This is a genomic window from Kibdelosporangium philippinense, from assembly GCF_021390435.2.
Taxonomy (GTDB): Bacteria; Actinomycetota; Actinomycetes; order Mycobacteriales; family Pseudonocardiaceae; genus Kibdelosporangium; species Kibdelosporangium philippinense.
In genome coordinates, this window is the sequence record NZ_JAJVCN010000002.1 from 2,615,973 (window position 1) to 2,640,088 (window position 24,116).

At 64.3% G+C, this 24,116-nt stretch carries 21 protein-coding genes; 11 read left to right on the plus strand and 10 right to left on the minus strand.

What is annotated here, in order from left to right; all coding sequences use genetic code 11:
- Positions 1–111 precede the first annotated feature (111 nt).
- The 9 genes from LWC34_RS30970 to LWC34_RS31010 all read left to right on the plus strand — a co-directional run bounded on the left by LWC34_RS30970 (position 112) and on the right by LWC34_RS31010 (position 10,147).
- Positions 112–966 (plus strand): ABC transporter permease, encoded by an 855-nt coding sequence (locus tag LWC34_RS30970; protein ID WP_233728591.1) that lies wholly within the window; start codon positions 112–114, stop codon positions 964–966.
- A gap of 13 nt (positions 967–979) precedes the next feature.
- On the plus strand, positions 980–2,002 hold the full coding sequence (locus LWC34_RS30975) for an ABC transporter substrate-binding protein (protein ID WP_233728592.1): 1,023 nt from the start codon (positions 980–982) through the stop codon (positions 2,000–2,002).
- 2 nt (positions 2,003–2,004) lie between these two features.
- Complete coding sequence (locus LWC34_RS30980; RefSeq protein WP_233728593.1) at positions 2,005–2,817, plus strand: ABC transporter ATP-binding protein; 813 nt, start codon at positions 2,005–2,007, stop codon at positions 2,815–2,817.
- 224 nt (positions 2,818–3,041) lie between these two features.
- Positions 3,042–3,824 carry a hypothetical protein gene (locus tag LWC34_RS30985; RefSeq protein WP_233728594.1) on the plus strand — a complete coding sequence of 261 codons (783 nt, stop codon included), beginning with the start codon at positions 3,042–3,044 and terminating at the stop codon, positions 3,822–3,824.
- 8 nt (positions 3,825–3,832) lie between these two features.
- Positions 3,833–7,279 (plus strand): ThuA domain-containing protein, encoded by a 3,447-nt coding sequence (locus tag LWC34_RS30990; protein ID WP_233728595.1) that lies wholly within the window; start codon positions 3,833–3,835, stop codon positions 7,277–7,279.
- 25 nt (positions 7,280–7,304) lie between these two features.
- A complete protein-coding gene (locus tag LWC34_RS30995) occupies positions 7,305–8,156 on the plus strand; it encodes a sugar phosphate isomerase/epimerase family protein (RefSeq protein ID WP_233728596.1) in 852 nt (283 codons plus the stop codon).
- 42 nt (positions 8,157–8,198) lie between these two features.
- Entirely contained in the window at positions 8,199–8,699 is a 501-nt protein-coding gene (locus LWC34_RS31000; RefSeq protein WP_235729658.1) for a glutathione peroxidase, read from the plus strand.
- A 35-nt stretch (positions 8,700–8,734) separates the two neighbouring features.
- Positions 8,735–9,652, plus strand: coding sequence for an o-succinylbenzoate synthase (locus LWC34_RS31005; RefSeq protein WP_233728598.1), 918 nt, complete (start codon positions 8,735–8,737; stop codon positions 9,650–9,652).
- 60 nt (positions 9,653–9,712) lie between these two features.
- A complete protein-coding gene (locus LWC34_RS31010; RefSeq protein ID WP_233728599.1) occupies positions 9,713–10,147 on the plus strand; it encodes a type II toxin-antitoxin system Rv0910 family toxin in 435 nt (144 codons plus the stop codon).
- Here LWC34_RS31010 and LWC34_RS31015 read toward each other — a convergent pair.
- Both LWC34_RS31015 and LWC34_RS31020 read right to left on the minus strand, forming a co-directional pair.
- Positions 10,137–10,814 carry a TVP38/TMEM64 family protein gene (locus LWC34_RS31015; RefSeq protein ID WP_233728600.1) on the minus strand — a complete coding sequence of 226 codons (678 nt, stop codon included), beginning with the start codon at positions 10,812–10,814 and terminating at the stop codon, positions 10,137–10,139. The genes LWC34_RS31010 and LWC34_RS31015 overlap by 11 nt on opposite strands.
- 4 nt (positions 10,815–10,818) lie before the next feature.
- The gene (locus LWC34_RS31020) at positions 10,819–11,445 is read right to left on the minus strand and encodes a phosphoribosyltransferase (protein ID WP_233728601.1); all 627 of its coding nucleotides are present in this window, start codon (positions 11,443–11,445) and stop codon (positions 10,819–10,821) included.
- Between the two features lie 43 nt (positions 11,446–11,488).
- Between LWC34_RS31020 and LWC34_RS31025 the strand changes: the two genes are divergently transcribed.
- The gene (locus LWC34_RS31025) at positions 11,489–12,349 is read left to right on the plus strand and encodes a patatin-like phospholipase family protein (RefSeq protein ID WP_233728602.1); all 861 of its coding nucleotides are present in this window, start codon (positions 11,489–11,491) and stop codon (positions 12,347–12,349) included.
- On the opposite strand, the gene LWC34_RS31030 is transcribed toward LWC34_RS31025, so the two are convergent.
- From LWC34_RS31030 to LWC34_RS31050, 5 genes are all read right to left on the minus strand, one after another.
- A complete protein-coding gene (locus LWC34_RS31030; protein WP_233728603.1) occupies positions 12,328–12,771 on the minus strand; it encodes a DUF309 domain-containing protein in 444 nt (147 codons plus the stop codon). The genes LWC34_RS31025 and LWC34_RS31030 overlap by 22 nt on opposite strands.
- Before the next feature lie 43 nt (positions 12,772–12,814).
- Positions 12,815–13,162, minus strand: a complete 348-nt coding sequence (locus LWC34_RS31035) for a hypothetical protein (RefSeq protein ID WP_233728604.1) — start codon at positions 13,160–13,162, stop codon at positions 12,815–12,817.
- A 63-nt stretch (positions 13,163–13,225) separates the two neighbouring features.
- Positions 13,226–13,402 carry a hypothetical protein gene (locus LWC34_RS31040; RefSeq protein ID WP_233728605.1) on the minus strand — a complete coding sequence of 59 codons (177 nt, stop codon included), beginning with the start codon at positions 13,400–13,402 and terminating at the stop codon, positions 13,226–13,228.
- 123 nt (positions 13,403–13,525) lie between these two features.
- Complete coding sequence (locus tag LWC34_RS57200) at positions 13,526–13,843, minus strand: DUF6247 family protein (RefSeq protein ID WP_308200162.1); 318 nt, start codon at positions 13,841–13,843, stop codon at positions 13,526–13,528.
- Complete coding sequence (locus LWC34_RS31050) at positions 13,734–14,726, minus strand: Gfo/Idh/MocA family protein (protein ID WP_233728607.1); 993 nt, start codon at positions 14,724–14,726, stop codon at positions 13,734–13,736. Before LWC34_RS31050 ends, LWC34_RS57200 begins: the two co-directional genes overlap by 110 nt.
- 71 nt (positions 14,727–14,797) lie before the next feature.
- Between LWC34_RS31050 and LWC34_RS31055 the strand changes: the two genes are divergently transcribed.
- Positions 14,798–16,810 carry an MDR family MFS transporter gene (locus LWC34_RS31055; protein ID WP_233728608.1) on the plus strand — a complete coding sequence of 671 codons (2,013 nt, stop codon included), beginning with the start codon at positions 14,798–14,800 and terminating at the stop codon, positions 16,808–16,810.
- A gap of 104 nt (positions 16,811–16,914) precedes the next feature.
- Here the strand turns inward: LWC34_RS31055 and LWC34_RS31060 are convergent, their stop codons facing one another.
- The 3 genes from LWC34_RS31060 to LWC34_RS31070 all read right to left on the minus strand — a co-directional run bounded on the left by LWC34_RS31060 (position 16,915) and on the right by LWC34_RS31070 (position 24,028).
- Positions 16,915–19,965 carry a GH92 family glycosyl hydrolase gene (locus LWC34_RS31060; protein ID WP_233728609.1) on the minus strand — a complete coding sequence of 1,017 codons (3,051 nt, stop codon included), beginning with the start codon at positions 19,963–19,965 and terminating at the stop codon, positions 16,915–16,917.
- 638 nt (positions 19,966–20,603) lie between these two features.
- Positions 20,604–21,710 (minus strand): acyl-CoA dehydrogenase family protein, encoded by a 1,107-nt coding sequence (locus LWC34_RS31065; protein ID WP_372496652.1) that lies wholly within the window; start codon positions 21,708–21,710, stop codon positions 20,604–20,606.
- A complete protein-coding gene (locus LWC34_RS31070) occupies positions 21,707–24,028 on the minus strand; it encodes a bifunctional salicylyl-CoA 5-hydroxylase/oxidoreductase (RefSeq protein WP_233728610.1) in 2,322 nt (773 codons plus the stop codon). Before LWC34_RS31070 ends, LWC34_RS31065 begins: the two co-directional genes overlap by 4 nt.
- Between the last annotated feature and the right edge of the window lie 88 nt (positions 24,029–24,116).

Consider the following 24,116-nt stretch of genomic DNA (forward strand, 5'->3'; position numbering starts at 1 on the left):
GCGCAGAAAGCGCTTTCTGAAAGCGCTTTCTCCAACACGTGAGAGCGGCTACTAGCTGCGGGTAAGCGCTTTCACGGTGCGAGGATTCCCGTAGCGGGAAGGCGGAGGGGCATGGCGGTAGAGAGCACGCAGGAAGCGCCGGCGGGGGTGGCCGATCGCATCCGTCCCAGCACTGCTGAGCGGGCTCTTGGATTCATCCATCAGGCGTGGCGTCCGGTCGCGCTGCTGGCGTTGTTGTTCGTCGCCTGGTGGGTGATCACCGCAACCGAATTGGTCCAGCCCTATCTCGTCGCCTCGCCGGGCGACACCTTCGCGATCATCGCGGAGAAGTCGGATTACTTCTGGACGCACACGCTCGTCACGCTCTGGGAGACGGTGGCGGGCTTCGTGCTCGCGATCATCGTCGGCGTGGTGACCGCGGTGATCATGGTCTACTCGACCACCCTGGAGCGCACGCTCTATCCCTTGCTGCTGTTCGCGCAGGTGATCCCGAAGATCGCGATCGCGCCACTGTTCGTTGTGTGGCTTGGTTTCGGCACCGAGCCGAAGATCCTCGTCGCACTGCTGATGGCGTTCTTCCCCGTGGTCATCTCGATGGTCACCGGGCTGAAGTCGATCGACCCGGAGATGCTGCAGCTCTCCGCGACGATGGGGGCGAGCCCGATGAAGACCTTCTACAAGATCAGGCTGCCTGCCTCGCTGCCGCATCTGTTCTCCGGCTTGAAGATCGGCGCGACGCTCGCGGTCACCGGCGCGGTGGTCGGCGAGTTCGTCGGGTCGAACGAAGGCCTTGGTTACGTCATCCAGCAGGCGAACGGGAACTTCGACACACCGACCCTGTTCGCAGGCCTTGTCATCATGTCGGTCCTCGGCATCGTGCTGTTCGCACTCGTCGAGGTCCTCGAGTACTTCGTCCTCCCGTGGCACGCCAGCCGCCGTATCGACGCCGCTACGACCAGCCTGTAATGAGGGAGTCACAATGAGGTTCCGCCATCTTCTCGCCGCCGCTTTAGTGCCGGTGCTGGCACTGGCCGCCGGCTGCGGCGGATCGCAGCAACAGACCACGACCAGCCCTGAGGGCAAGCAGCTCGACAAGGCCACCCTCATGTTGAACTGGTACCCATACGGCGAGCACGCGCCGTTCTACTACGGCAAGGCACAGAAGATCTTCGAGAAGCACGGCATCGACCTGACCATCCAGGCGGGCCAGGGTTCGCAGAAGACCATTCAGGCCACCGCGGCCGGGCAGACCGACTTCGGCTGGGCGGACACGCCAGCGTTGCTTGCCGGTGTCGGACAAGGAATGTCGGTCAAGAGCGTCGGCGTGTTCCTGCAGACGACTCCCTCGGCCGTGCAGTTCTTCAGCGAGAAGAACATCACCACGCCCGCGGACCTCAAGGGTAAGACGATCGCCAGCACCGCGGGTGACGCGCTGAGCAAGACATTCCCCGCGTTCCTGAAAGTCAACGGGCTGACCGATTCCGACGTGAAGCTGCAGAACCTGGACGCCGCTGGCAAGATGGCCGCGGTGCTGTCCGGCCAGACCGACGCGCTGCTCGGCTTCGCGACCGACCAGGGGCCGACCATTCAGGAGAAGGGCAAGAAACCCGTCTCCTACTTGAAGTTCGCCGACCACGGCCTGAGCTTCTTCTCCAACGGCCTGCTCACCTCGCAGAAGAACCTCGCTGACAAGAAGGATCTGGTCGGCCGGATGGTCGCCGCGACGAGCGAGGCATGGACTGCCGCGCAGTCGAACGCGACCGCCGCGGTGCAGTCGATGAAGGGCGCGTCGGAGCAGTTGCCGTCCGAGACCGTGCTCACCGAGCAGTTCAACGCCACGACGAAGTTGCTGCACACCTCGAAGACCACGGGCAAGGCGCCCGGGGTGAACGACGAGGCCGACTGGCGCGAGACGATCAAGGTCTTCGCCGACGCAGGCGTGATCAAGGAAGCCCAGGAGCCTTCGAAGTACTGGGATGTCAGTTTCGCGCCGAAGGGATGAGGATGCCCGCCAGCAGCACGACAGCACAGGCACCGGCTCAGATGGACACCAGCGTCGAGATCGATGACGTGGCCGTTCGCTTCCGTACCAAGAAGAGGGACGTCACGGCACTGCACAACGTCTCGTTGAGCGTCGCGCCGAGTGAGTTCGTCGCGATCGTCGGCCCGTCCGGCTGTGGTAAGTCCACTTTGCTCAAACTGGTGTCCGGACTGCTGAAACCGTCGAAGGGACGGGTCACGCTGCTCGGCGACGACGTCAACGGACCGAGGCGCGACATCGGATACGTCTTCCAGCGGGCCGCCCTGCTGGAATGGCGGTCCGCGCGCAAGAACATCCTGCTGCAGGCGGAGATGCGCGGCATGCCCTCGGGTGAGGCAAGAGAACGTGCGGACGAGCTGATCGCGATGACCGGGCTGACCGGCTTCGAGGATGCTTATCCGCACGAGCTTTCCGGGGGTATGCAACAGCGCGTGGCGTTGTGCCGCGCGCTGTTGCATCGTCCGCCTGTATTGCTGATGGACGAGCCGTTCGGTGCGCTGGACGCGCTCACCCGTGAGCAGATGAACATCGAATTGCGCCGGATCTGGCGTGAGACAGGTACAACCGTGCTCCTTGTCACCCACTCGATCCCCGAGGCCGTCTACCTCGCGGACCGGGTGGTGGTCATGTCGGCGCGTCCGGGCACCATCGACGAGTTGATCCATGTCGACCTGCCGCTCGAACGCGACTACGGCAAGACCATGGCCGAACCCGAGTTCGCTCGGGCGACCGGCCGTATCCGCGATTTGCTGGGCGCCGCCACCAGTGCTGATTGATTGTTGATCTTGAACCCGTCGACTATGCAAGCATCTGGAGGGATCCAATGAGGGCTCGTTCCGTGTTAGCCGTCGCGGCCGTTGTGGCTTCGGCATCCGTCGCCGTCGCCCTGCCGGCGAGCGCTGGATTGACCACATATTGCGAGGGTGAAGCAGGAGCGGTGACCGTCCCTGGCGATCTGAGAGTCGCCGCGACGAAATCCTGTGTGTTAACCGACGTTAACGTGTCCGGAACGGTGACGGTCGAAGCGGGCGCGAGCCTGGTCGTCACCGGTGGCACGTTCAACGGCAACGTGTCCATTCTGGACGATGGTTACTTCGATGCCAAGTCTATCACGCTGAAAGGCTCCCTGACGTCAACCGACGGCTGGGGCTTCTTCCTTTCCGGTGGCACAAAGGTCGGTGCCGTGAAGGTCGCCGCGGACAAGGTTCCGGACCGTGCCACGGCCGCGTACTTCAACGGTGCCACCGTGAACGGCGACCTGACCGCGACCGTCGGCGAGGTTTTCCTTGAGTCGGTGAGTGTCACCGGCAACCTCAGTGGCACCAATGTGTCCTATGTAGACCTGATGAACTCGGTGGCGGACAAGAACGTCACCGTGACCGGCGCCAAGCAGGGTGCCGTGGTCTGCGCCAGTGAGGTCTACGGAAACGGCAGCTTCACCAACAACTCCGTCGCCGTCCAGGTCGGCGCGAACGGCCCGGTTGTCGGCTGCGAGCAGGCCAGCTACTGGGGCGGCGACCTGACCGTCTCCGGCAACAAGGCCGCTGTCGCCGTCAGCAACAACATCGTGCGTGGCAACCTCGCGGGCCTCGACAACGACCCGGCCCCGACCGGTGCCAACAACCGTGTCCGTGGCACGGTTTCCGGCCAGTTCGAGAACCTGGCTCCGGAAGCCGCCCGCCGCGGTGCAGGTGCTGACACGCACGAGCGTTCCGCTGACGTCGAGAGCCGCAAGGCCGCCGCTGTCGCGGCCGCCAAGGCTCACGGTCCCGCGGACCTGTAAGGACTGCCATGAATCCCGCCGCACGCCTGCGGGCGTTGTTATGTGCTGTCCTGCTGCTGGCTGGCGCCCTCGGGCTGCCCGCGGCCGCGGCTGAGCCGCGGTTCTCCGTGCTGGTGTTCTCCAAGACCACCAACTTCCGGCACGACTCGATTCCCGCAGGTGTCGCGGCGATCAAGAAACTTGGTGAGCAGAACAACTTCGCGGTGGAGGCGACCGAGGACGCGGCCGCCTTCACCGACACCAACCTCGCCAAGTTCGCCACGGTCATCTTCAACAACACCAACTCCACGCCGCAGTCCGGTGATCTGCTCAACGCGGATCAGCGCGCGGCGTTCCAGCGCTACATCCGCGCGGGCGGCGGCTTCACCGGTATCCACGCCGCCACCGCGAGCGAGCGCGACTGGGCGTGGTTCGAAGGCCTCGCAGGTGCCATCTTCGACTTCCACCCGGTGATCCAGCCGGGCCGGGTCAAGGTTCTCGACCACGCCCATCCGTCCACAAAGCACCTTCCGGACCTGTGGGAGCTGGAAGGTGAGGAGTGGTACAACTGGAAGGTCAACCCGACCGGCAAGGTGCACACGCTCGCGCAGGTCAAGGTGCGCGACGGCATCGAAGGTCTGAACCAGGGCATCGACCATCCGGTCACCTGGTGCCAGAACTACGACGGTGGCCGGTCCTGGTACACCTCGCTCGGCCACGGCGCCCCGCGCTTCTCCGACCCGGTGTACCTGCAGCACTTGTTGGGCGGCCTGGAATGGGCGGCCGGGGCCAAGCAGGGTGACTGCTCGGCCAACAAAGACAACATGTTCCAGAAGATCCCGCTTGTCACGCAGGGTCTCGCGGATCCGTTCGAACTGGCCGTCGCACCGGACCGGCGCGTGTTCTACGTGCAGCGCACCGGGGCTCTGAAGATCCTCGACCAGCGCACGCTGAAGATCTCGACCGCGCTGGACTTCGCGTACACCCCGCAGATGACCAGTCAGTCCGATGGTCTGCTCGGGATCACGCTCGACAACAACTTCGCGCAGAACAACTGGGTCTATCTGCTCTACTCCGACAAGGTCGAGAAGCGGCAGAACGTGTCCCGGTTCACCGTGGTCGGCGACAAGGTCGACCTGGCGAGCGAGAAGCGGCTGCTGGAGATCCCGACCTTCCGTGACGAGTTCAGGGCGAACTCGCACATGGGTGGCGCGATCCAGTTCGACAAGCACGGCAACCTGTACATCGCGACCGGCGACAACTCCGACCCGTTCAACTCCGACGGGTTCACGCCGATCGACGAGCGGCCGGGCCGCCGCGCGCTGGACGCGCAGGGAACCGCGGGCAACACCAACGATTTCCGTGGCAAGATCCTGCGGATCACGCCACAGCCGGACGGGACGTACACCATCCCGCAGGGCAACCTGTTCGCGCCGGGAACCGAGAAGACCAAGCCCGAGATCTACGCGATGGGTATGCGCAACCCGTTCCGGATCACGCTCGACCCGATCACGGACGCGTTGATGATCGCGGACTACGGCCCGGACGCCCGTACGGCGAACCCGAACCGTGGTCCAGAAGGGACAGTCGAGTTCACCCGGCTGACCAAGGCGAGCAACCAGGGCTGGCCGTACTGCATCGGCAACAACCAGCCGTTCAACGACTACAACTTCGCGACCGCGACCTCCGGCCCGAAGTTCGACTGCGGCAACCTGGTCAACGACTCGCCGAACAACACGGGTCTGCGCAACCTGCCGCCAGCCGATCCGGCGACGATCTGGTACGCCTACTCCGCGTCCGCCGAGTTCCCCGAACTCGGGACCGGTGGCGGTGGCCCGATGTCCGGTCCGGTCTACCAGTACGACCCGAACAACCCCTTGGTCACGAAGTTCCCCGAGTACTACAACGGCAAGTGGTTCGGCTACGAGCTGACTCGCGGGTACTTCAAGGCGTTCTCGTTCCAGCGTGAGGACCAGACCTTCGCCAACCCGCGGTTCCCCGCGGTGAAGCAGGGTGATCTGCAGTCGATCAACAAGGTGTTCACGAACACGAGCTGGACCCAGGCGTTCTCCGCGCATATGGGCCCTGACGGCTCGATGTACGTGATCGACTTCGGCTCGGGCAGCGGCACCGGTCGTGGCGGCAGCAACGACGGGTCGGGCATCTACCGGATCGACTACGTTGCCAACGGCCGCAGGCCGGCTGTGAAGCTGACGACCGATGTGGACTCTGGCCGTTACCCGCTCACAGTGAAGTTCTCCAGCGCGGGTTCTGCCGGTGGTGACGGCGAAGCGATCGACTACGCGTGGGACTTCGACGGCAACGGCACGGTCGACTCGACCGAGCCGAATCCGACCTACACGTACCGAAACCCAGGCCAGTACGACGTGTTGCTGACCGTGAAGAGCCGCAAGAACGGTCTCGACGGGACCGCGGCGACGACCATCACGGCTGGCAACTCCAGGCCTGAGGTCAGGGTCATCGCGCCGGTGAACGGTGGCGCCTTCGATTGGGGCGACACGATTCCGTTCGAAGTCCGGGTCACCGACCGGGAAGACGGCCGGATCGACTGTTCCAAGGTTGTCGTGCAGTCCCAGTTGGGGCACGACTTGCACCTGCACCCGATGGACAACGTGACCGCGTGTCGTGGCGAGATCAAGACTGATCAGGGATCCAGCCACGGCCCAGGCCAGAACCTTTACGCGGCAGTGGCCGCGCAGTACACCGACGGTGGCGGGCCGCGTGGCGTCCCGGCGCTGACCGGGTCCGCGCATCTCGTGCTTGAGCCCAAGCGCAAGGAAGCCGAGCACCACGAGGGTCTCGGTGGTGCGCAGGGTGGACCGGTCGTGGTCAACAACTCCGGTGCCTCTGCTGGGAAACGCCTCGGCGAGATCGAGCACGGCGACTGGGTCGCGTACGACCCGGTGAACCTGACCAAGATCGACTCGGTCACGGTCGGCGCCGGTTCCGGTGGTCTCGGCGGCACGATCGAGTTCCGCGCCGATTCGCCAACCGGTCAATTGCTTGGCTCGGTCGCGATTCCGAACACGGGTGACTGGGGCAACGTCATTTCGCCGACGGTGTCACTGCGCAACCCGGGTCGCACGGTCAAGCTGTATGCCGTGTTCACGAATCCCGCGTGGACGCCGACTTCGCCCGACCTGATGACGCTGGACTGGTTGCAGTTCAACGGCGAAGGCATGGCGAAGCCTGGTACCTCAACCGGAATCGTGATCACGCCTGCGGCCGCGTCCGGCACGGCACCGTTGACGGTGAACTTCACCTCTGCGGTGAACCCACCGGCTGGCCGGACGATCACGGGTTACTCGTGGGACTTCGGCGACAACACGGCCGCGGGTTCGGGCGCCTCGGTGTCGCATCAGTACACCCGCAAGGGCGTCTACACCGCACGTCTGACCACAACGGACAACACGGGCGCGCACAGTTCGAACACGGTGCTGATAACTGCGAACTAGGTGTTAATTCAGACAGGGGTCAACGATGACTACCTCACGACGCGGATTTCTCAAGGCAGCATTGGGAACCACGGTTGTGGCCGGTGGTCTGCGGGTTCCGGGTGTTGCGGCGGCTGACGAGCCGCAACACTCGGTCCCGCTCGACCACATCGGGATCCAGCTCTACACCGTCCGCAACATCATGGCGACCAATCCACAAGGGACACTGAACGCGCTCGGCGGGATGGGTTACGCGACCGTCGGCGTCAGTGGCCTCTACGGCCACGCACCGGAGAAGTTCCGGGACATGCTGGACATCGGCGGCGTGCGTGCGGTGCTGACGCACACCAGCTGGGACGCGATGAACGCGAACGTCCAAAGGGAACTGGACATCGCCAGAATCCTTGGCGTCCGGTACGTCGTCGTGCCGTCGCTGCCCGCGTCACTGCGCACAGTGGCCGGTTACACCCACGCGGCCGCGAAGTTCCAGGAATGGGGCATCCGCTGCCGCAGTGCGGGAATGAAGTTCCTGTTCCACAACCATGACGTCGACTTCCTCAGATCCGACGGCAAGGTCCTGTTCGACATCCTGGTCGAAGAGACCGATCCGCGGTTCGTCAACTTCGAGCTCGACCTGTACTGGATCGTGAAACCCGGTTTCGACCCGGTGGCGTACTTCGAACGCTACCCGCGCCGGTTCCCGGTGTTCCACGTCAAGGACATGGCGGCCAACGGCTCCTTCGAGGACCTCGGCTACGGCACGATCGACTTCCCCCGGATCTTCGCCCGATATGCCCAATCCGGCATCAGCGAGTACGTGGTCGAGCACGACACTCCACGTGATCCGCTGGTCACGGCCAAGCGGGGCCGGGATTATCTGGCCGCCGTAAGGTTCTGACACGGCAGGTTCTCCGATTTGCCTTTCGTGGGTGTTCTAGTGTTGGGCACCCACGAGAGGAGATCCCACGTGAAGATCACGACCTTGGACGGCACGGCCACCACGCTGGACGAGCTGACCGGAGGAAAGGTCGCACTGGTGGTGAACGTGGCCTCCAAGTGCGGGCTGACCCCGCAGTACACCGCGCTGGAGCAGCTGCAGAAGGAATATGGGTCGCGTGGGTTCACCGTGCTCGGCGTGCCGTGCAACCAGTTCGGCGGCCAGGAGCCGGGCACCGCCGAGGACATCGAGACATTCTGCTCAACCACGTACGGTGTGACGTTCCCGATGACCGAGAAACTCGAGGTCAACGGCCCCGGCAAGCACCCGCTGTACGCCGAGCTGACCGAGTTCGCTGACGAAGAGGGCAACGCGGGCGACGTGCAGTGGAACTTCGAGAAGTTCCTGCTTTCGGCCAAGGGTGAGGTCGTGGCGCGGTTCCGCCCGATGGTCACCCCGGAGGACCCGAAGATCCGCTCGGCCATCGAGTCGCAGCTGCGGTGAGCCTCTTTTCCCGGTCCAGGGTCTATTCGATCCCGATGCGCACCAAGTTCCGTGGCATCACGGTGCGTGAGGGCATGCTGCTCGAAGGACCGCTGGGCTGGGGCGAGTTCTGCCCGTTCACCGAGTACAGCGACGCCGAGGCAGCGTCATGGCTGGCCACCGCGGTGGAACAGTGCACAGGGGGCTGGCCCGCGCCCGTGCGCGACCGGATTCCCATCAACTGCACGGTTCCCGCGGTTGGCCCGGCGAAGGCGCACGAGATCGCGGCCGGTTCTGGTTGCCAGACGGCCAAAATCAAGGTCGCCGATCACGTGGATTCGCTCGCGGAAGATGTTGCCCGCGTCGAGGCGGTCCGGGATGCCTTGGGGCCGAACGGAAAGATCCGCGTCGACGCCAACGCGGTGTGGGATGTGGACACCGCCGTCACGCACATTCGCGCTTTGGACAAGGCCGCTGGCGGTTTGGAGTACGTCGAGCAGCCGTGCCCGACGATTGAGGAACTCGCGTTGGTACGCAGGCGGGTCGACGTCCGGATCGCGGCTGATGAATCGATCCGGCGTGCCGAGGACCCGCTGAAAGTCGCGGTCGCGGGCGCTGCCGACATCGCCGTCATCAAGTGCACGCCATTAGGTGGCGTGCGACGGTCCCTTGAGGTCGCCGAGGCCGCCGGATTGCCGTGTGTCGTCTCGTCCGCGTTGGAAACAAGCATTGGGTTGGCGGCTCAGGTCGCGCTGGCGGCCGCGTTGCCGCAGCTGGATTTCGCGTGCGGACTGGGCACGTTGTCGTTGCTGACAGGCGACGTCGTGGACGACTCGTTGGTCCCGGTTGACGGTTTCATCTCCGTGCGCGCCGCGGGGCCGCCCGTGCCAGGGCGGTTCGACGAGGCCGATCCGGAGCGCGTGGCCTGGTGGCAGGCGCGGCTCGACCGGGTGGAACGGTTCGTGATCGCCTGATTGAGTCAGGCGTAGTCGGCCGATTGGCGGTACCGTCCTTGCGACCGTAAGGAGGAAGCCGTGACCAAGGTGAGCGTTTCCGCCTCGATGCCAGTCAAACCGGCGAAGGCGTGGGTGACCGCGTCGGACCTGTCCCGGTTCGGCGAGTGGCTCGCGTTGCACGAGGGCTGGCGAGGCGATGTGCCAAGCGAGATCAAGACAGGCACAGTGCTGACATCCGTTGTGTCAGTGAAAGGCCTGCGTAACCGCATCACCTGGTCGGTCATCTCCTACGACCCGCCGAACGGCATCACGCTGGCCGGCGAGGGCAAAGCAGGCGTGAAGGCGTTGCTGGAGCTGAAGTTGCGGCCGGACGGAGACGGCGCGACCGGCGAACTCGACGTGGAGTTCACCGGTCCTGGGATGTTCGGGCCAATCTCGGCGGCGGTGGGCAAAACCCTCAAAGGCGACCTGCACAAGTCCCTGGAAAAGCTGGTCGAACTGACTAGTCACTGAGTTCGGGCTGGACGCGGGCGCTCACCGGAGCGCTCGCGTCTTCGTCCTGCCTGCGTATGACCAGGTAGAGCCCCACGGCCCCGACCAGCGCACACGCGCCGGAAACGATGATCGCGGTCGGGTTGCTGAGCCCGGTGAGCGTGTCGCCGATCAGGACGGCGGCCGCCGTACCAGGCAAGCACCCGATCACGGTCCCGGCGATGTAGGGCGCCATCCGCACGGACGAAACGCCGCAGCAGGTGTTCACGGGCCAAAACGGCAAAATAGGGATCAACCGCAGTGACGCCACTCCGAGCCAACCACCACGGCTGAGCTTCTGGTCGACCGTCCGTACGGCGGTTTTGTCCAAGTGCCGAGCGACCAGTCCGCGACCGACCCAACGGGCAAGCACGAAGCCGAGGACCCCGCTGATGGTGGTCGCCGTCATCGCCACGAGCACGCCGAGCGCGGGGCCGAGCAGCAGGCCGGAGGCTAGGGAGAACACTGTGCGCGGGATCGGCAGGAGTGTCGCGAAGATGTAGGTCAGGAACATCAACAGGGGAGCGGCGGCGCCCGCACCGAGCGCCCACGTCCGCACGTCGCTCGGCCCAGGGATGGGCAAGAGGAACGCGGCGGCTATCAACACCGCAAGCAGACCGACGGCCAGCGCGGTACGAACTCGCGGCATGAGATCAGTGTAGGGGCCCAGCCGCCAGAAGCTTCCGGACCTCCTCATCACTGACCTGACTGAAGTCCTTGTACGCCTGCCCAACCGCTCCGAACGGATCAGGCGTCGTCACGCATACAACCTCGTCAACAATCCGTGTGAACGCCCGAGACGTGTACTCCGGCGCCGTCGGAACAGCGACAACAATCTTGCTCGGCCCACGCAGCCGCAATGCCTGCACAGCCGCCCGCATGCTCGCCCCGGTCGCGAGCCCGTCGTCCACCACAATGACGGTTTTGTCGCGTACCTCCAGCGGCGTCCGCCCGTAAGCCGCATTGCGCCGCTCAAGTTCTTCCTGCTCCTGCCGGATGACGCGCTCGATCTCATGCTCAGGCACATGGTTCGCCACGTCCCAGTTCAGCACGATGTCACCGTCCGCGATCGCCCCCATTGCCAGCTCCTCGTGCCCCGGCACCCCAAGCTTGCGAACGAGCAGCAGGTCCATTGGCAGCTCCAAGCGGTCGGCGACGACGCGGGCGACCGGCACCCCACCCCTCGGTACCGCGAGAACAACCACGTCCGAGTGACCCCGATAGTGGTCAAGCTGGCCGGCCAGTCGCCCTCCGGCATCCGCCCGATCTCGAAACCGCATGGTCCCAGGTACCCGAACCTGTCTTCTTGTGAACAATGTCCTCGTGGACGAGATCGAACTGCCGAAGCCGGTTGCGTTTGTGCTGGGTGGAGGCGGCAGCCTCGGCGCAGGGCAGGTAGGGATGCTGCGGGCGCTCGCGGAGCGTTCGATCAAGCCCGACCTGGTCGTGGGCACCTCGGTCGGGTCGGTGAACGGTGCGCTGCTCGCATTGGACCCGGAGAACGCGCCGACCAGGCTCGAAGGAATTTGGCACCGGATGACGCGGGCGACGGTGTTCCCGGGTGGCCCGATCGCGCAGCTCAGGACCCTGCGTCAGCACCGAAATCACCTGTTCCCCAACACAGGCTTGGCCGAGATCCTCAGCACCGAGCTTGCTGGGGTGGACAACTTTGATCACCTGACGTTGCCGTTCGGGGCGGTCGCGGTGGACGCGCTGACAGGCAAGGCCGTGCTGCTCAACTCTGGGCCATTGACGCCCGCGATCCTGGCGAGCAGTGCGATCCCTGGCATCTACCCGCCCGTGTTCCACGACGGCCACGTGTTGTACGACGGTGGCGTGATCGCCAACGTGCCGATCAGGCAAGCGCTTGCTTTGGGCGCGAAGTCGGTGGTGATTCTCGATTGCGCGTTCCCCGGACACCTTCCCCGCGTGCCCGAGACGTTGGCGGACGCGGTGCTGTTCTGGGCGACGCTTGGGATGCGTAATCAGGCGGAGCTGGAGTCCGAGCGTGCGGCCTCGGAGGTCCCGGTCGTCTACCTGCCGGGCGCGCCGGTCAAAGCAGTGACACCACTGGATTTCGGGCACACCGCGGAATTGATTTCGAACGCGTATTCCGGATCGCGTGATTTCCTCTCCGCGATCACCATAACCGGCCCAGGGCTTTACGGGCCTGGCTCCGAGTAAAGCCTCGGCACACCTTCCGGATTCTCAGCCCAACGCAACAACCCCTGGATATCGATGCCGTAGGGCGGGTTGACCTCGTACGGCCAGATGTTGCTAACACCCCTTGTGATCAACGCCTCCGCGCCTGTCTCGTTGCCCCGCGCGGCGTGCGTCATGCCGACCGCGATCTGGGCCAAACCTCGCCACAACGCGCGCTCAGGTTCGTCGGCTCCCTTCCATGCGTCCTCGAACACCTCGTGCGCGTGGAAAGGCTTGCCGTCGTCAAGGAGTTTCTGCGCCTCACGCAGGGTTTCCGCAGGTGAGCGACTGATGCCTTCCGGCTGCCGCTCAACACCCTCGGCCCCGTACGGCAACGGTCGGCCCAATCCGTCGCGTGGCCTGGCGTTTCGTGCTCGTCCGTCCGGATCCCGATCTCGACCCATACCTCAATCTTGCCACCGGATCCACGGCCCCCCGGATTGCAGATCATGGTGGCTCGACGTTGACCCAGCAGAGTTTGGTCAGCTTGGCGAGAAGGGCGTCCTGTCCCGTTGGCCACTGTGGCGCGCAACAGCCGAGGCATTGGCCCAGGCCGAGGGCTTGTGCGTCCACCCAGTGGATGGGTGTTGGTTGCGATGGTTCTCGGTCTCGGCGGGCGTATCTCCTTTGTCCTTCACGCAAAAGGTCGCAGTTCCGGTCGTTGTGGAACACCTGTCCGTATCGGATTCGGTAGCCCGTTTTGTTCACTCCGCGCGGTGGCGGTTTGCAGTTCGCGCATTGTCCTTTCGGTAGTTCGTGCAGGCAGTAGTCATCGTCGGTGATTTCCCCCGTCATGCCTTCGACGCTAGGTCGCCGGCAACCGCCACGGCCGATTTGTCGCCCGAAGTGGGACCCCGGTTACCGACTGTCATCCAGGTCGATCCATGTCACCTGCAGTACGTCGACGCGGTCTTGGTCCGCCAGCAGCAGATACGTGATCAGCCCTCGACCGTTGCCGAAGGTCGCCTGGTAGATCCCACCGGTCGGATTTTCCGCGTTGAGCGGCCTCCCGCGCTCAGGCACCAGCGAGAGCACTTCGCACCATTGCTGCGATTCCGTCAGTTGGGAGTGCGATGGTCTGGGCGCGCACATCCGCATCGATGCTGAGGATGTGGGCCACGAAGAAGTAGTCCTGCCTAAGGGCTGGCTGTAAACGATCTACAGACCCAGTTCTTTGCGCAGGTCCTCCCAGGATGAACTGCCTGGGCGAGGTTTACCGGTCTGTCGGATCTCCGCGGCGGCCGTGAGCATCTGCCGTTGTTTGTCCGGGTCTTGCTCGGTCAACAACGCCATTCGCCGCCACACAGCCAGCACACGATGCAGTTCGTCCAGCCGTAAAGTCCGGCGGACGGCAACGACATGCCTCTCAGTGGGATGAATCGAGGGCTGATTCGATGATCTCGAGGGTGGCGATGGCGGATTCGGGGGCGACTGGAACGGGGGAGCCATCACGCAAAGCGGACACCATGGCGGCATAGAAGTATTGGTACGAACCAGGCTTCGTCTCCACCGGCGACGTTTCACCTGCCACACCAAGCAAACCCCAGGCTTCCGGCGGCTCGACGCCCCACCCAGATGACCCTGGCACGCAACCCGCGCGAAGAGCCGCCTCCTGCACATCCAGGCCGTACTTCACGTAAGCCGACGAAGATCCAAGAACGCGGAAACGGGGACCGGGCTGTGCGGCCAAAGTACTGGAGGCCAAATGGGACACCATGCCGGATTCGTGCGTCAACGCCAGGAAGAAATCATCGTCGACCTCGACGCCCGGCCGTTGCTTGGTCACCTCCGAGTACACCGACCGTACCGGGCCGAAGAGTTGCAGGGCCTGGTCGATCAGGTGTGCCCCAAGGTCGAACAGCACTCCGCCTGCCTCGGCACGGGAAGGCAGCTCTTTCCACGTGTCCTTCGGGGTTGGACGCCAGCGGTCGAAGTGCGACTCGAATCGCAGGACCTTGCCCAACGCTCCTGAGCGGATCAGGTGTTTCACCGTCAGGAAATCTCCGTCCCAGCGGCGGTTCTGGAAGACCGTGATGGGGACATCGCGGGACGAGGCCAGCGAAGTCAGGGCGCGAGCTTCCTCAACCGAGGCTGCGAAAGGCTTGTCGACCACCACCGGCACGCCGGCGAGTACCGCCTCCGTCGCCAGGGGGACGTGGGTTCGGTTGGGGGAGGCGATCACGACCAGGTCGTGGTCTTCCCACAGCTGGTCGGGCCGGTCCAGCCTGCGCACGCCGTCCGGCACTTCGCGGGAGGTGACCACGGAACGCAAGGTCAGCCCCGGGGTCGCGGTGATCAGCGGGGCGTGGAAGAACGCACCCGCCGTGCCGTATCCGATCAATCCGACGCGCAAGGTCATGCCGTCAACCTACCGAGTCGCGGCACGCTTCGATCAGACCTAGTCTGCGACTGTCCACACAGGAGGGCTGGATGGCAGACGCTGAGGCAGCGACCGTCGGCCGCGGGGCGCGCAACGCGATCGTCGCGGCGATCATGCTCGGGATGCTGCTGGCGTCCCTCGACCAGACCATTGTGGCGACGGCGTTGCCGACGATCGTCAGCGACCTTGGCGGCGGCAACCACCTTTCCTGGGTGGTCACGTCGTATCTGCTCGCTGAGACGATCATGACCGCGCTCATCGGCAAGTTCGGTGATCTCTACGGCCGCAAGCGGATGTTCCTTGCCAGCGTCGTGCTGTTCATGATCGGCTCGTTCTTCGCGGGTTGGGCCGACTCGATGACCTGGCTGATCGCCTCGCGCGCGGTGCAGGGGCTTGGTGCGGGTGGTCTGCTGGTCACGGCGACGGCGGTGATCGCGGACGTTGTGCCGTTGAGCGAGCGGGGCAAGTACCAGGGTGCGCTGGCGTCCGTTTTCGGTGTTTCGACGGTGGTCGGGCCGCTGCTCGGCGGCCTCTTCGTCGACCACCTGAGCTGGCGGTGGGCGTTCTACATCAACCTGCCGCTCGGCGTGCTCGTGCTCATCGTCACGGTCATCTCGATGCCGACGGTCAAGGCCGCGCTTCGGCCGAAGGTCGACTACCTGGGCATTCTGCTGATCGGGTTGGCCGCGTCCGGTTTGACACTGGTCACGAGCTGGGGCGGGACCGAATATCCGTGGGGCTCGTCGACCATCATCCTGATGGCTATCGGATCGGTCATCGCGCTTGCGCTGTTCGTGGTTGTCGAGATGCGGGCCGCGGAGCCGATGCTGCCGATGCGGCTGTTCCGAAGTCCGGTCTTCACCGTGTCGAGCATCCTCAGCTTCATCGTCGGGTTCGCGATGCTCGGCGGTGTCACGTACCTGCCGACATATCTGCAGTACGTCAAGGGCGAGTCCGCGACCGGCTCCGGGCTGCGGATGCTTCCGCTGGTGGTCGGGCTACTGGTCGCGGCCATGATCACCGGCCAGGTGATCAGCAAAACCGGCCGGTACCGGGCGTTCCCGATCTTCGGGTCGCTGCTGATCTCCGGCGGGCTTGTGCTGCTCTCGCTGATGGACGCCGACAGCACCTTCTGGACCATCTCCGGATACATGCTGGTACTGGGCCTCGGCGTCGGCCTTGTCATGCCTGTGCCGACCGTTGTCGTGCAGAGCACCAGCCATTACAACGACCTGGGCGTCGCGACTTCTGGCGTGAGTTTCCTGCGTACGCTCGGAAGTTCCTTTGGTGTGGCGATTTTCGGCACGATCTATGCCAACCAGTTGCCGCAACACCTGAATCCGGTGACTCCGCCAGGCATCGATCCGCGATTGGTGTTGAACGTCAATGGCGTGCACGCGTTGCCGCAAGCAGTGAAAGAGCCAGTTGTTCAGGCCTATGTGGACACTTTGCAGACGATGTTCCTCGCGGCGGCGCCTGTTGGCCTGCTCGCCTTTGTTGTTGCCTTGTTCCTGAAGGAAGTTCCGCTCAGGGACACCGCGAGGGTTGTCGCTGCTGGCAACACCGGCGTGGGGGAGAGCTTCGCACCGCCCGCTTCCAGCGACTCCAATGTGGAGCTGGAAAAGCTCATCGCCATGGTCGTGAGCAAGCAGAAAACCGATCCGCGGCCGGAGATGCTGGCCGCATCCGGTGTGCCGCTGAATTACGCGCAGGCGTGGATGCTGGTTCGCATTTTCAAGCACAGCGTTGACGATGGCGATGCCACGCTGCACGAGATCGCCGAACACACCAAAGTGCCCGCTGGGATCTTCCAACCTGTTGCGCGGCAACTGGTCGAGGTTGGGTACGTGGCCGAAGCCGAAGGGCACTACCGTTTCACACCAGCAGGGACGGAAGCGTTCGCGCAGTTGATCGGCGCCGCGCGGGCCTGGCTGCTGAAACGGCTTGAGGACTGGCATGAGGATGGCGATCTCAAGTTCGCGGAGGCTGTCGAGCAGATGGCCGAGAAGCTGATCGCCAGCAGCCGCGACCTGTCAACAGGCAAGCACGCGGCCCGCGTCTGAAGAAGACTCGTGAGTGGTTAGCAAGGTTAGAACACGGATAACCACTCACGAGGGTCTTTTTGGGTGCCCGGGTGGGACGGCGGGCCCACCCGGACAGCTCTTCTTTATGGGCACAGGTCCATGGGAAGTACGCCGTCACCTGTGATCGTGGTCTGGACACTGTGGATCGTCATCGGCTGGTCCGATGCGATCCGGAAGTCGGTTTGCTCGTTCTGCCGCTGGGCGAACTTCGCGTCGTTCACCGTGACGGTCATGGTCTTCCAGGTATTGGTGTTCTGGTTGACCACGTTGATCGCGCCCTTGTACGGGTGATCCACGGCGTCGTACTGCAACTGCCACCCGTGACTGCCGGAATCGAAGTACGTGACGTCGAAAGTCACCGTGAACGACCCATCGAACGCGAGCCGACGGTCGACCCGGAAGTACATGTTCAGGTTGTTGGGCACCCGCAGCACGGTCCGGCGCGCTTCCTTGCCGCCAACAGTCACCGGTGTGGTCACGCCGTCGCCCGCCAGTTCACGCTGAGCCAGTCCAAACTCGACATTGGTTGCACCGAGTGTGGTGCAGGCCTTGGCTGTCTTGCCCGGGCCGATCACCGCGACCGGGAAAGCCAGCTGTGGCAAGGCAACTCCGGACGTGCGCAGCGCGATCGGGATCGAACCAAAGCCTTGCTTGGCAGTGGCCGATGCGGACACCGTCACGTCGATCCGAGCAGTGCCGTCGGCCGCGACCGGAACGGTTCCCGAGCTCGGGGTGACGCTCAGCCCGTTGACCGGCTGCGCGACCCAGTTCACGGATTGCACCGAGATCGGCTTGGCAGGCTCAGCACCCGCGCCCACATCGAGGTTCAACGTGGCGGCAGTCTGGGCGCCCGCGGTCACCGTGGTCGAGTCCACGGTGAGTTCGACCGGCAGCACACCAGGCGGGAAGTCGAGCGGCCCGGTGTCATGCGACGGCGGGGGATTGTCGCGGCCCCAGGTACCGGGCGCGTCCGACAGCGTGAACTGGAGCACGTTGAAACCGCTCAGACCAGGCAGGTAAGTCTGCTGCGAAGGACGATTGTTCACGCTCAACGACCGGACGTACTTCCCTGGAGCCGCACCAGGTGCCTGGATGATGGTCACCCCACGCTGAGTGCGAATACGGACAGTCGAAAAGATCGGCGCGCTGATGGCTACTGTGGACGTTCCCGGTGTCGTCGGGTACAGGCCCATGGCCGACCAGACGTACCACGAACTCAACGCGCCAAGGTCGTCGTTGCCCGGTTCGCCGCCGGGAGAGTTCGAGTACATAGTGGTCAGCAGCTTGTGGACACGTTCTTGCGTCTTGTGTGGTGCCCCGGCGTACGTGTACAGCCACGGCACCAACATGTTGACTTCGTTGCCGGCCCAGTAGAACGGCCGGTTCGGGCCCGCGTTGGACTCGGCGAAGAACGCGTCCAGCCTGCGCTGCACGTTGTCCTGGCCGATCGCGGAAAACAGTCCGGCGATGTTGTGCGGAACCATCCACAGGTATTGGCCCGCGTTGCCTTCCTGGAACCCGGACTGGCCGAAGTTCGTCATCCCGGTGGTGACCGGGTTGCCAGCGGGGAACGCGCCGGTTTCGCCGCGTGGCTGGAGGTAGCCGGAGTGCACGTTGTAGAGGTTGGTCCAGTTATGTGACCTGGCAAGGTAATGGCGGTACTTGTCCTCGTCACCGAGTGCGCGTGCGAACTGGGCAAGGCTGAAGTCCGCGGAGGTGTACTCCAGGGTGGCCGAGGCGCCGTTGTTCACATCGGAGATGTCACTCTGCAAGGTGTTCGGGATGTAGCCACGGCTCTTGTAGTCGGCAAGGCCAGGGCGCTGCTCGTACCAGCCCTGACCGAGTTGATCGCGCGTCGGCACGACCTCAGCACCCTTGACCATCGCCGCCAGCGCGGCCTTGGTGTCGAAGTCGCGCGCGCCGAAAGCGTACGCGGAGGAAATCATTGGCACGGCAGCGTCGCCGTTCATCACGCCCGTGTATCCGTTGGCAACCGGCCACTTGGGCAGCCAGCCACCTTGCGCCGCGTTGTTGATGAGCGACTGCATCATGTCGCTCGATTCCTTGGGCGCGAGCAACGCCTGCAACTGGATCAGCGTGCGGTAGATGTCCCACCCGGAGAAGTTGGCGTACTGCACCTTTCCCGGCGCGGTGGTGTGCACCTTGTAGTCGAAGCCGATGTACTCGCCGTTGACGTCACTGAACACGTTGGGGTGCAGCAACGAGTGGTACAGCGCGGTGTAGAACTGGATCTGCCGGTCCTTTGTGCCGCCTTCAATCTCCACTTTGGACAAAAGGTTCTTCCACGCCGCTTTGGTCTGCGCCGCGACGGGATCGACGCCCCAGCCGGGGTTCTCGGCTCGCAGGTTCGCCCAGGCGTTGGCAACGCTGACGTAGCTGATCGCGACCTTCAGCCCCACTTGGGCCTGCTTCGTGGTGTCGAACGTGACCCAGGCGCCGGAACCTGGCCCCTCGGCCGCACCAGACCCAGGGGTGACTGTGTTGGCTTGCCAGGTCCCGTGCGAGGTGAACGGGCGATCGAAAACAGCGGCGTAGTAAAGAGTGTAGCTGTTCTGCTTGGCGCAGAAACGGCCGCTGCTGATCGAGCCGGAGAGGCGGTCCGGTCCTTGGATCGTCACGGTCGCGTTGCTGTTGCCGTTCTGTGACGACCCGGTCTTGAACAGGAAGTTCGATTGGGCGGACGCCGGGAAGCCGAACTGGCCGACGCCGGTCCGCTGCGTCGCGGCCACCTGGACGTCAACCTGCTCGAGTTTGGTCCGGTAATAGCCCGGTTTGGCTACCTCATCCGAGTGACTGAACGGCTTGGTGGTCCGCGCGGGCGCCCCGTCGATCGCGCCAACGGTCGGCAGAATTGGCAGGTCACCGTGGATTGGGCAGCCGACGCCGGACAGGTGCGTCAGGCTGAGGCCAGTGACCGCGGAGTCGTCGTAGTTGTATCCGCCGCCCGTCGGCCGGGAGGACGTTTCCGGGCTCCACGAAAGCATTCCGAACGGTGCCACGGCGCCGGGGAACGTGTTCACCGAGCCGACGAACTGGCCGCCTGTTCCTGTCCCGATGAATGGGTTGACCAGGTCGGTTGGGTCGGTGACCGGTTGCGCGGTCGCTGTGGGCATAGGGGAGACGCTAACAAGCGTCCCCGTGACAGCTGCTGTGAGAACGAGGCCTAACCGCCGGGCAAGTGCGCGCATGCGTGACTCCCGCAGGGCAGTGCTGACAACGTTGTCGTCGATCGGCGGGTAAGTTTAGGCGCTGTACTAATTGAGGGTCAAGGTGGGGCGAGTGAGGGGAAGTTTCGCGGCGGTGGATGCCGTGAAGGTGAGAAGACCTTCACGGCATAACTCAACGGGATGGCAAAGCTACGAGCTTGACCAAGTCCGCATCCGGGCCGCTTTCGAGCATCTCAAGGTCCACTATGGACAAAAAGCCACCTCATCAGCCACATTCGCCACAACAGCCCCACCTGTTACGGGACGGAATGCCGTGAAGGCCACCTTGACTGCACTCAACGCACTCAACTCGGCCCTCACACCCGCCCACCTCACGTAATGCCGTGCCCGCGCCATGACGGCCGATCCCCAGCGCCGACCTACCCGTGCAAACCATGAGTATTCGCAGGTCAGCGGTCCGTGCCCGGCTCGAGTCTCGGCCAAACTCCGAACCTCGAGTTCCTGGCATGGGCGTTAGCGCGAGGGCCTAGTTACTTGCGTTGAACGCCGTGAAGGTGACCTTCACGGCATAACTCGGGTGGCGATCAGGCCTGGCGGAACAGTTCGCGGGCGATGATCGTGCGCTGGATCTCCGAGGCGCCCTCGTAGATCCGTGGCGCGCGAACCTCGCGATACAGGTGTTCCAGCAGGTGCCCGCGCTGCAAAGCACGGGCACCGTGGATCTGCACAGCCGCATCCACCACGTACTGCGCGGTCTCGGTGGCGAAGAGTTTGGCCATGGCCGCGCGGCTGGCGATGTTGGACTCGCCCGCGTCGTAGGCCTGAGCCGCTGAATGCACCAGCAGTCGGGAAGCTTCGATACGAGTGGCCATCTCGGCCAGCGTGTGCGAGACGGTTTGCTGGTCCTTCAATGGGCCGCCGAACGCGATCCGGCTTCCGGCATGCGAAACGGCAGCGTCCAAAGCGGCCTGGGCCATCCCGACCGCGAACGCGCCGACGCTGGGGCGGAATAAGTCGAGGGTCCGCATCGCTACCCGGAACCCGCGGTTCTCCTCGCCGAGGAGTTCATCCGACGAGACGTAGACATCCTCGAACGTCAAGCGGCCAATAGGGTGCGGGCTGACCATGTCCAGGTGTTCACCGGACAATCCGGCCCGATCGCCGGGGACGACGAAAGCCGAAACGCCACGTGCCCCCAAGTCCGAGGTCCGGGCGAAGACCGAGTAGAAGTCCGCCTCGGGGGCATTGGAGATCCAGATCTTCTCGCCGGACAGCCGCCAGCCCGAGCCGTCACGGGTCGCCTGCAACTGCAGGGCCGCGGCGTCCGAGCCTGCCTCGGGCTCGGTCAAAGCGAAAGCCGCCACCGCGTCGCCAGCGGCCACAGCGGGAACCCACCGGGACACCTGACTGTCCAACCCGGACTGCAAGACCGGGTAAGTCCCCAAGCCTTGCAAAGCCAAGGCGGTCTCGGCCTCGGTGCTGACCGTGGCAAGGGCTTCACGCAACAGGCACAGGTCCATCGCGGCCGCGTCACGGGTTGGCTGCCCGGATTCCACGCCAGGGAACAGTCGGGCCAGCAAGCCCAACGAGCCCATGGCTTTGATCAGTTCACGGTTGACCGCGCCCGGCTTGCCCGCCTCGGCCAACGGCAGCAAGTGCTCGGTCGCCAACGCCTTGACGTCCATCGTCATCCCCTCCACCGGGCGTGCGAGGTCTGTGGCGTGCCGGACCGGATCAGGTCAAGGCGCGGTTTCGGCTCATCGATCCGGCCTGCTCGCGGTTTGCGGCTGCCCGCCTTGAACGGATCCGGCCACGAAACCCCGGTGTACTCCTGATCTGCCGCCGCATGCAATGTCCAGTGTGGATCATAGAGGTGTGTACGGCCCAAGGCGCAAAGATCGGCGCGGCCAGCGAGGATGATCGAGTTCACGTCGTCATAGGACGAGATCGCGCCAACAGCGATCACCGCGACACCGTACTTCTGGCCGATCTCATTGCGGATCCGGTCGGCATAAGGCGTCTGGTAACTGCGCCCATATGCGGGTTTTTCCTCGCTGACGACCTGCCCGGTCGACACGTCGAGGCCATCCACCCCGTGCTCGGCGAACGCACGCGCGATCTCCACCGATTCCTCAGCGTCGATCCCGCCCTCACACCAGTCGGTCGCCGAGATCCGCACGGTCATCGCATGCGGCCACACGGCCCGGATAGCGTCGAACACTTCGAGGGGATAGCGAAGCCGATTCTCAAACGAGCCGCCGTATTGGTCCGTGCGCTTGTTGGTCAAGGGCGACAGGAAAGACGACAGCAGATATCCGTGCGCGTAGTGCACTTCGAGCAGATCGAACCCGCATCGCACAGCCGCTTGCGCGGTCGCGACGAACTCGGCCTTGATCGAGGCCATCTCGTCAACGGAAAGCTCCCGAGGAGTCTGGTTGACCGCGGAGTACGGGATCGCGGACGGTGCGCACACCTCCCAGTTGCCCGACGGCAAGGGCTGGTCGATGCCTTCCCACATCAGCTTGGTCGAGCCCTTGCGGCCGGAGTGTCCGATCTGGATCCCGATCTTCGCGTCCGAGTGCGTGTGGACGAAGTCGACGATCCGTTTCCACGACGCTTCATGCTCGGGCTTGTACATTCCCGAACAGCCGGGTGTGATCCGGCCGGTCTCGGACACGCACACCATCTCGGTCATCACCAGGCCAGCGCCGCCCATGGCCTTGCTTCCCAAGTGGACAAGGTGGAAGTCGCCGGGGTCGCCGTCGACCGCGCGGTACATGTCCATAGGAGACATGATGACCCGGTTCTTCAACGAAAGGTCGCCGATCTTGTACGGCTGGAACATCGGCGGCCGGACATCCGAGAAGTCCCGCGCGAACCACGTGTCCATGTCCGCGACGAACTCCGGGTCCCGCAAACGAAGATTGTCATACGTGACACGGCGGCTGCGCGTGATGATGTTGAACGCGAACTGATGCGGGTCCTGATCGGTGTACTGGCCGATGTTCTCGAACCACTCCAGGCTGGCCTGTGCGGCACGCTGAGTCGACGTCACAACCTGACGCCGTTCCTCCTCATACGCCGCAAGAGCCGTGTCCACATCAGGCTGTTCGTATAGACAAGCGGCCAAGGACAGGGCGTCTTCCATGGCGAGCTTCGTGCCAGAGCCGATGGAGAAGTGCGCCGTGTGGGCCGCGTCGCCAAGTAGCACAACGTTTTCGTGACGCCAGGTCGCGCAGCGGATCGTGGTGAAGTTCGTCCACTTCGAATTGTTCCCGACGATCGAGTGCCCGCCGAGCACGTCCGCGCAGATCTCCCGGATCTTGGCAAGCGACTCTTCGTCGTTCTGGCCGGGTAGAAGCCCTTGTGGCGCGGTGAAACCGGCACGCTCCCAGACGTCGTCGTGCATTTCGAGGATGAACGTGCTGGCCTCGCGGCTGTACGGATAGCCGTGCACCTGCATGACCCCGGCCGGGGTGTCAAGGATGTAGAACTTGAAGGCGTCGAACACCAAGTCCGTGCCGAGCCAGATGTACTTGCAGCGCCGGGTTTCCACGGTCGGCTGGAAAGTCGAGGCGTGCCGGTTGCGGAACGCGGAGTTGGCACCGTCGGAGGCGACAATCAGGTCGTAGCCGGAAAGATCGGCGGGGACCTCGGTGCGGAAGTGGATCGTGACGCCGAGATCGAGGCAGCGCTGCTGCAGGATGTTCAGCAGACGACGCCTGCTCATCGCGGCGAAGCCGTGCCCGCCCGAGGTGAACGTCGTGCCGCGGTAGTGCACGTCGATGTCATCCCATTGGGCGAACTCGGTGCTCATCTGGCCGAAGATCGTGGTGTCGGCGTGCTCGATCCCGCCGAGTGTCTCGTCGGAGAACACCACGCCGAAGCCGAACGTGTCGTCCGGGGCGTTGCGCTCCCACACCGTGATCTCGTGGCTGGGGTTGAGGGCCTTGGTCAGGGCGGCGAAGTAGAGCCCGCCGGGTCCGCCGCCCGCTATCGCGATCCGCACGCTCGCCCACCTCTTCTGTCGTGAGCCTTACGACCGTCAAGGATACAACATATAGCGTTCTGTTGACGACCGTTACGAAAATCTGACA

What these genes read in the sequence shown, in the direction of transcription:
- LWC34_RS30970 (WP_233728591.1), top strand. Translation starts at nt 112, where the DNA reads ATGGCGGTAGAGAGCACGCAGGAAGCGCCGGCGGGGGTGGCCGATCGC.
- LWC34_RS30975 (WP_233728592.1), top strand. Translation starts at nt 980, where the DNA reads ATGAGGTTCCGCCATCTTCTCGCCGCCGCTTTAGTGCCGGTGCTGGCA.
- LWC34_RS30980 (WP_233728593.1), top strand. Translation starts at nt 2,005, where the DNA reads ATGCCCGCCAGCAGCACGACAGCACAGGCACCGGCTCAGATGGACACC.
- LWC34_RS30990 (WP_233728595.1), top strand. Translation starts at nt 3,833, where the DNA reads ATGAATCCCGCCGCACGCCTGCGGGCGTTGTTATGTGCTGTCCTGCTG.
- LWC34_RS30995 (WP_233728596.1), top strand. Translation starts at nt 7,305, where the DNA reads ATGACTACCTCACGACGCGGATTTCTCAAGGCAGCATTGGGAACCACG.
- LWC34_RS31005 (WP_233728598.1), top strand. Translation starts at nt 8,735, where the DNA reads ATGCGCACCAAGTTCCGTGGCATCACGGTGCGTGAGGGCATGCTGCTC.
- LWC34_RS31015 (WP_233728600.1), bottom strand. Translation starts at nt 10,814, where the DNA reads ATGCCGCGAGTTCGTACCGCGCTGGCCGTCGGTCTGCTTGCGGTGTTG.
- LWC34_RS31020 (WP_233728601.1), bottom strand. Translation starts at nt 11,445, where the DNA reads ATGCGGTTTCGAGATCGGGCGGATGCCGGAGGGCGACTGGCCGGCCAG.
- LWC34_RS31030 (WP_233728603.1), bottom strand. Translation starts at nt 12,771, where the DNA reads ATGGGTCGAGATCGGGATCCGGACGGACGAGCACGAAACGCCAGGCCA.
- LWC34_RS31035 (WP_233728604.1), bottom strand. Translation starts at nt 13,162, where the DNA reads ATGACGGGGGAAATCACCGACGATGACTACTGCCTGCACGAACTACCG.
- LWC34_RS57200 (WP_308200162.1), bottom strand. Translation starts at nt 13,843, where the DNA reads ATGCCGCCATGGTGTCCGCTTTGCGTGATGGCTCCCCCGTTCCAGTCG.
- LWC34_RS31050 (WP_233728607.1), bottom strand. Translation starts at nt 14,726, where the DNA reads ATGACCTTGCGCGTCGGATTGATCGGATACGGCACGGCGGGTGCGTTC.
- LWC34_RS31055 (WP_233728608.1), top strand. Translation starts at nt 14,798, where the DNA reads ATGGCAGACGCTGAGGCAGCGACCGTCGGCCGCGGGGCGCGCAACGCG.
- LWC34_RS31060 (WP_233728609.1), bottom strand. Translation starts at nt 19,965, where the DNA reads ATGCCCACAGCGACCGCGCAACCGGTCACCGACCCAACCGACCTGGTC.
- LWC34_RS31065 (WP_372496652.1), bottom strand. Translation starts at nt 21,710, where the DNA reads ATGACGATGGACGTCAAGGCGTTGGCGACCGAGCACTTGCTGCCGTTG.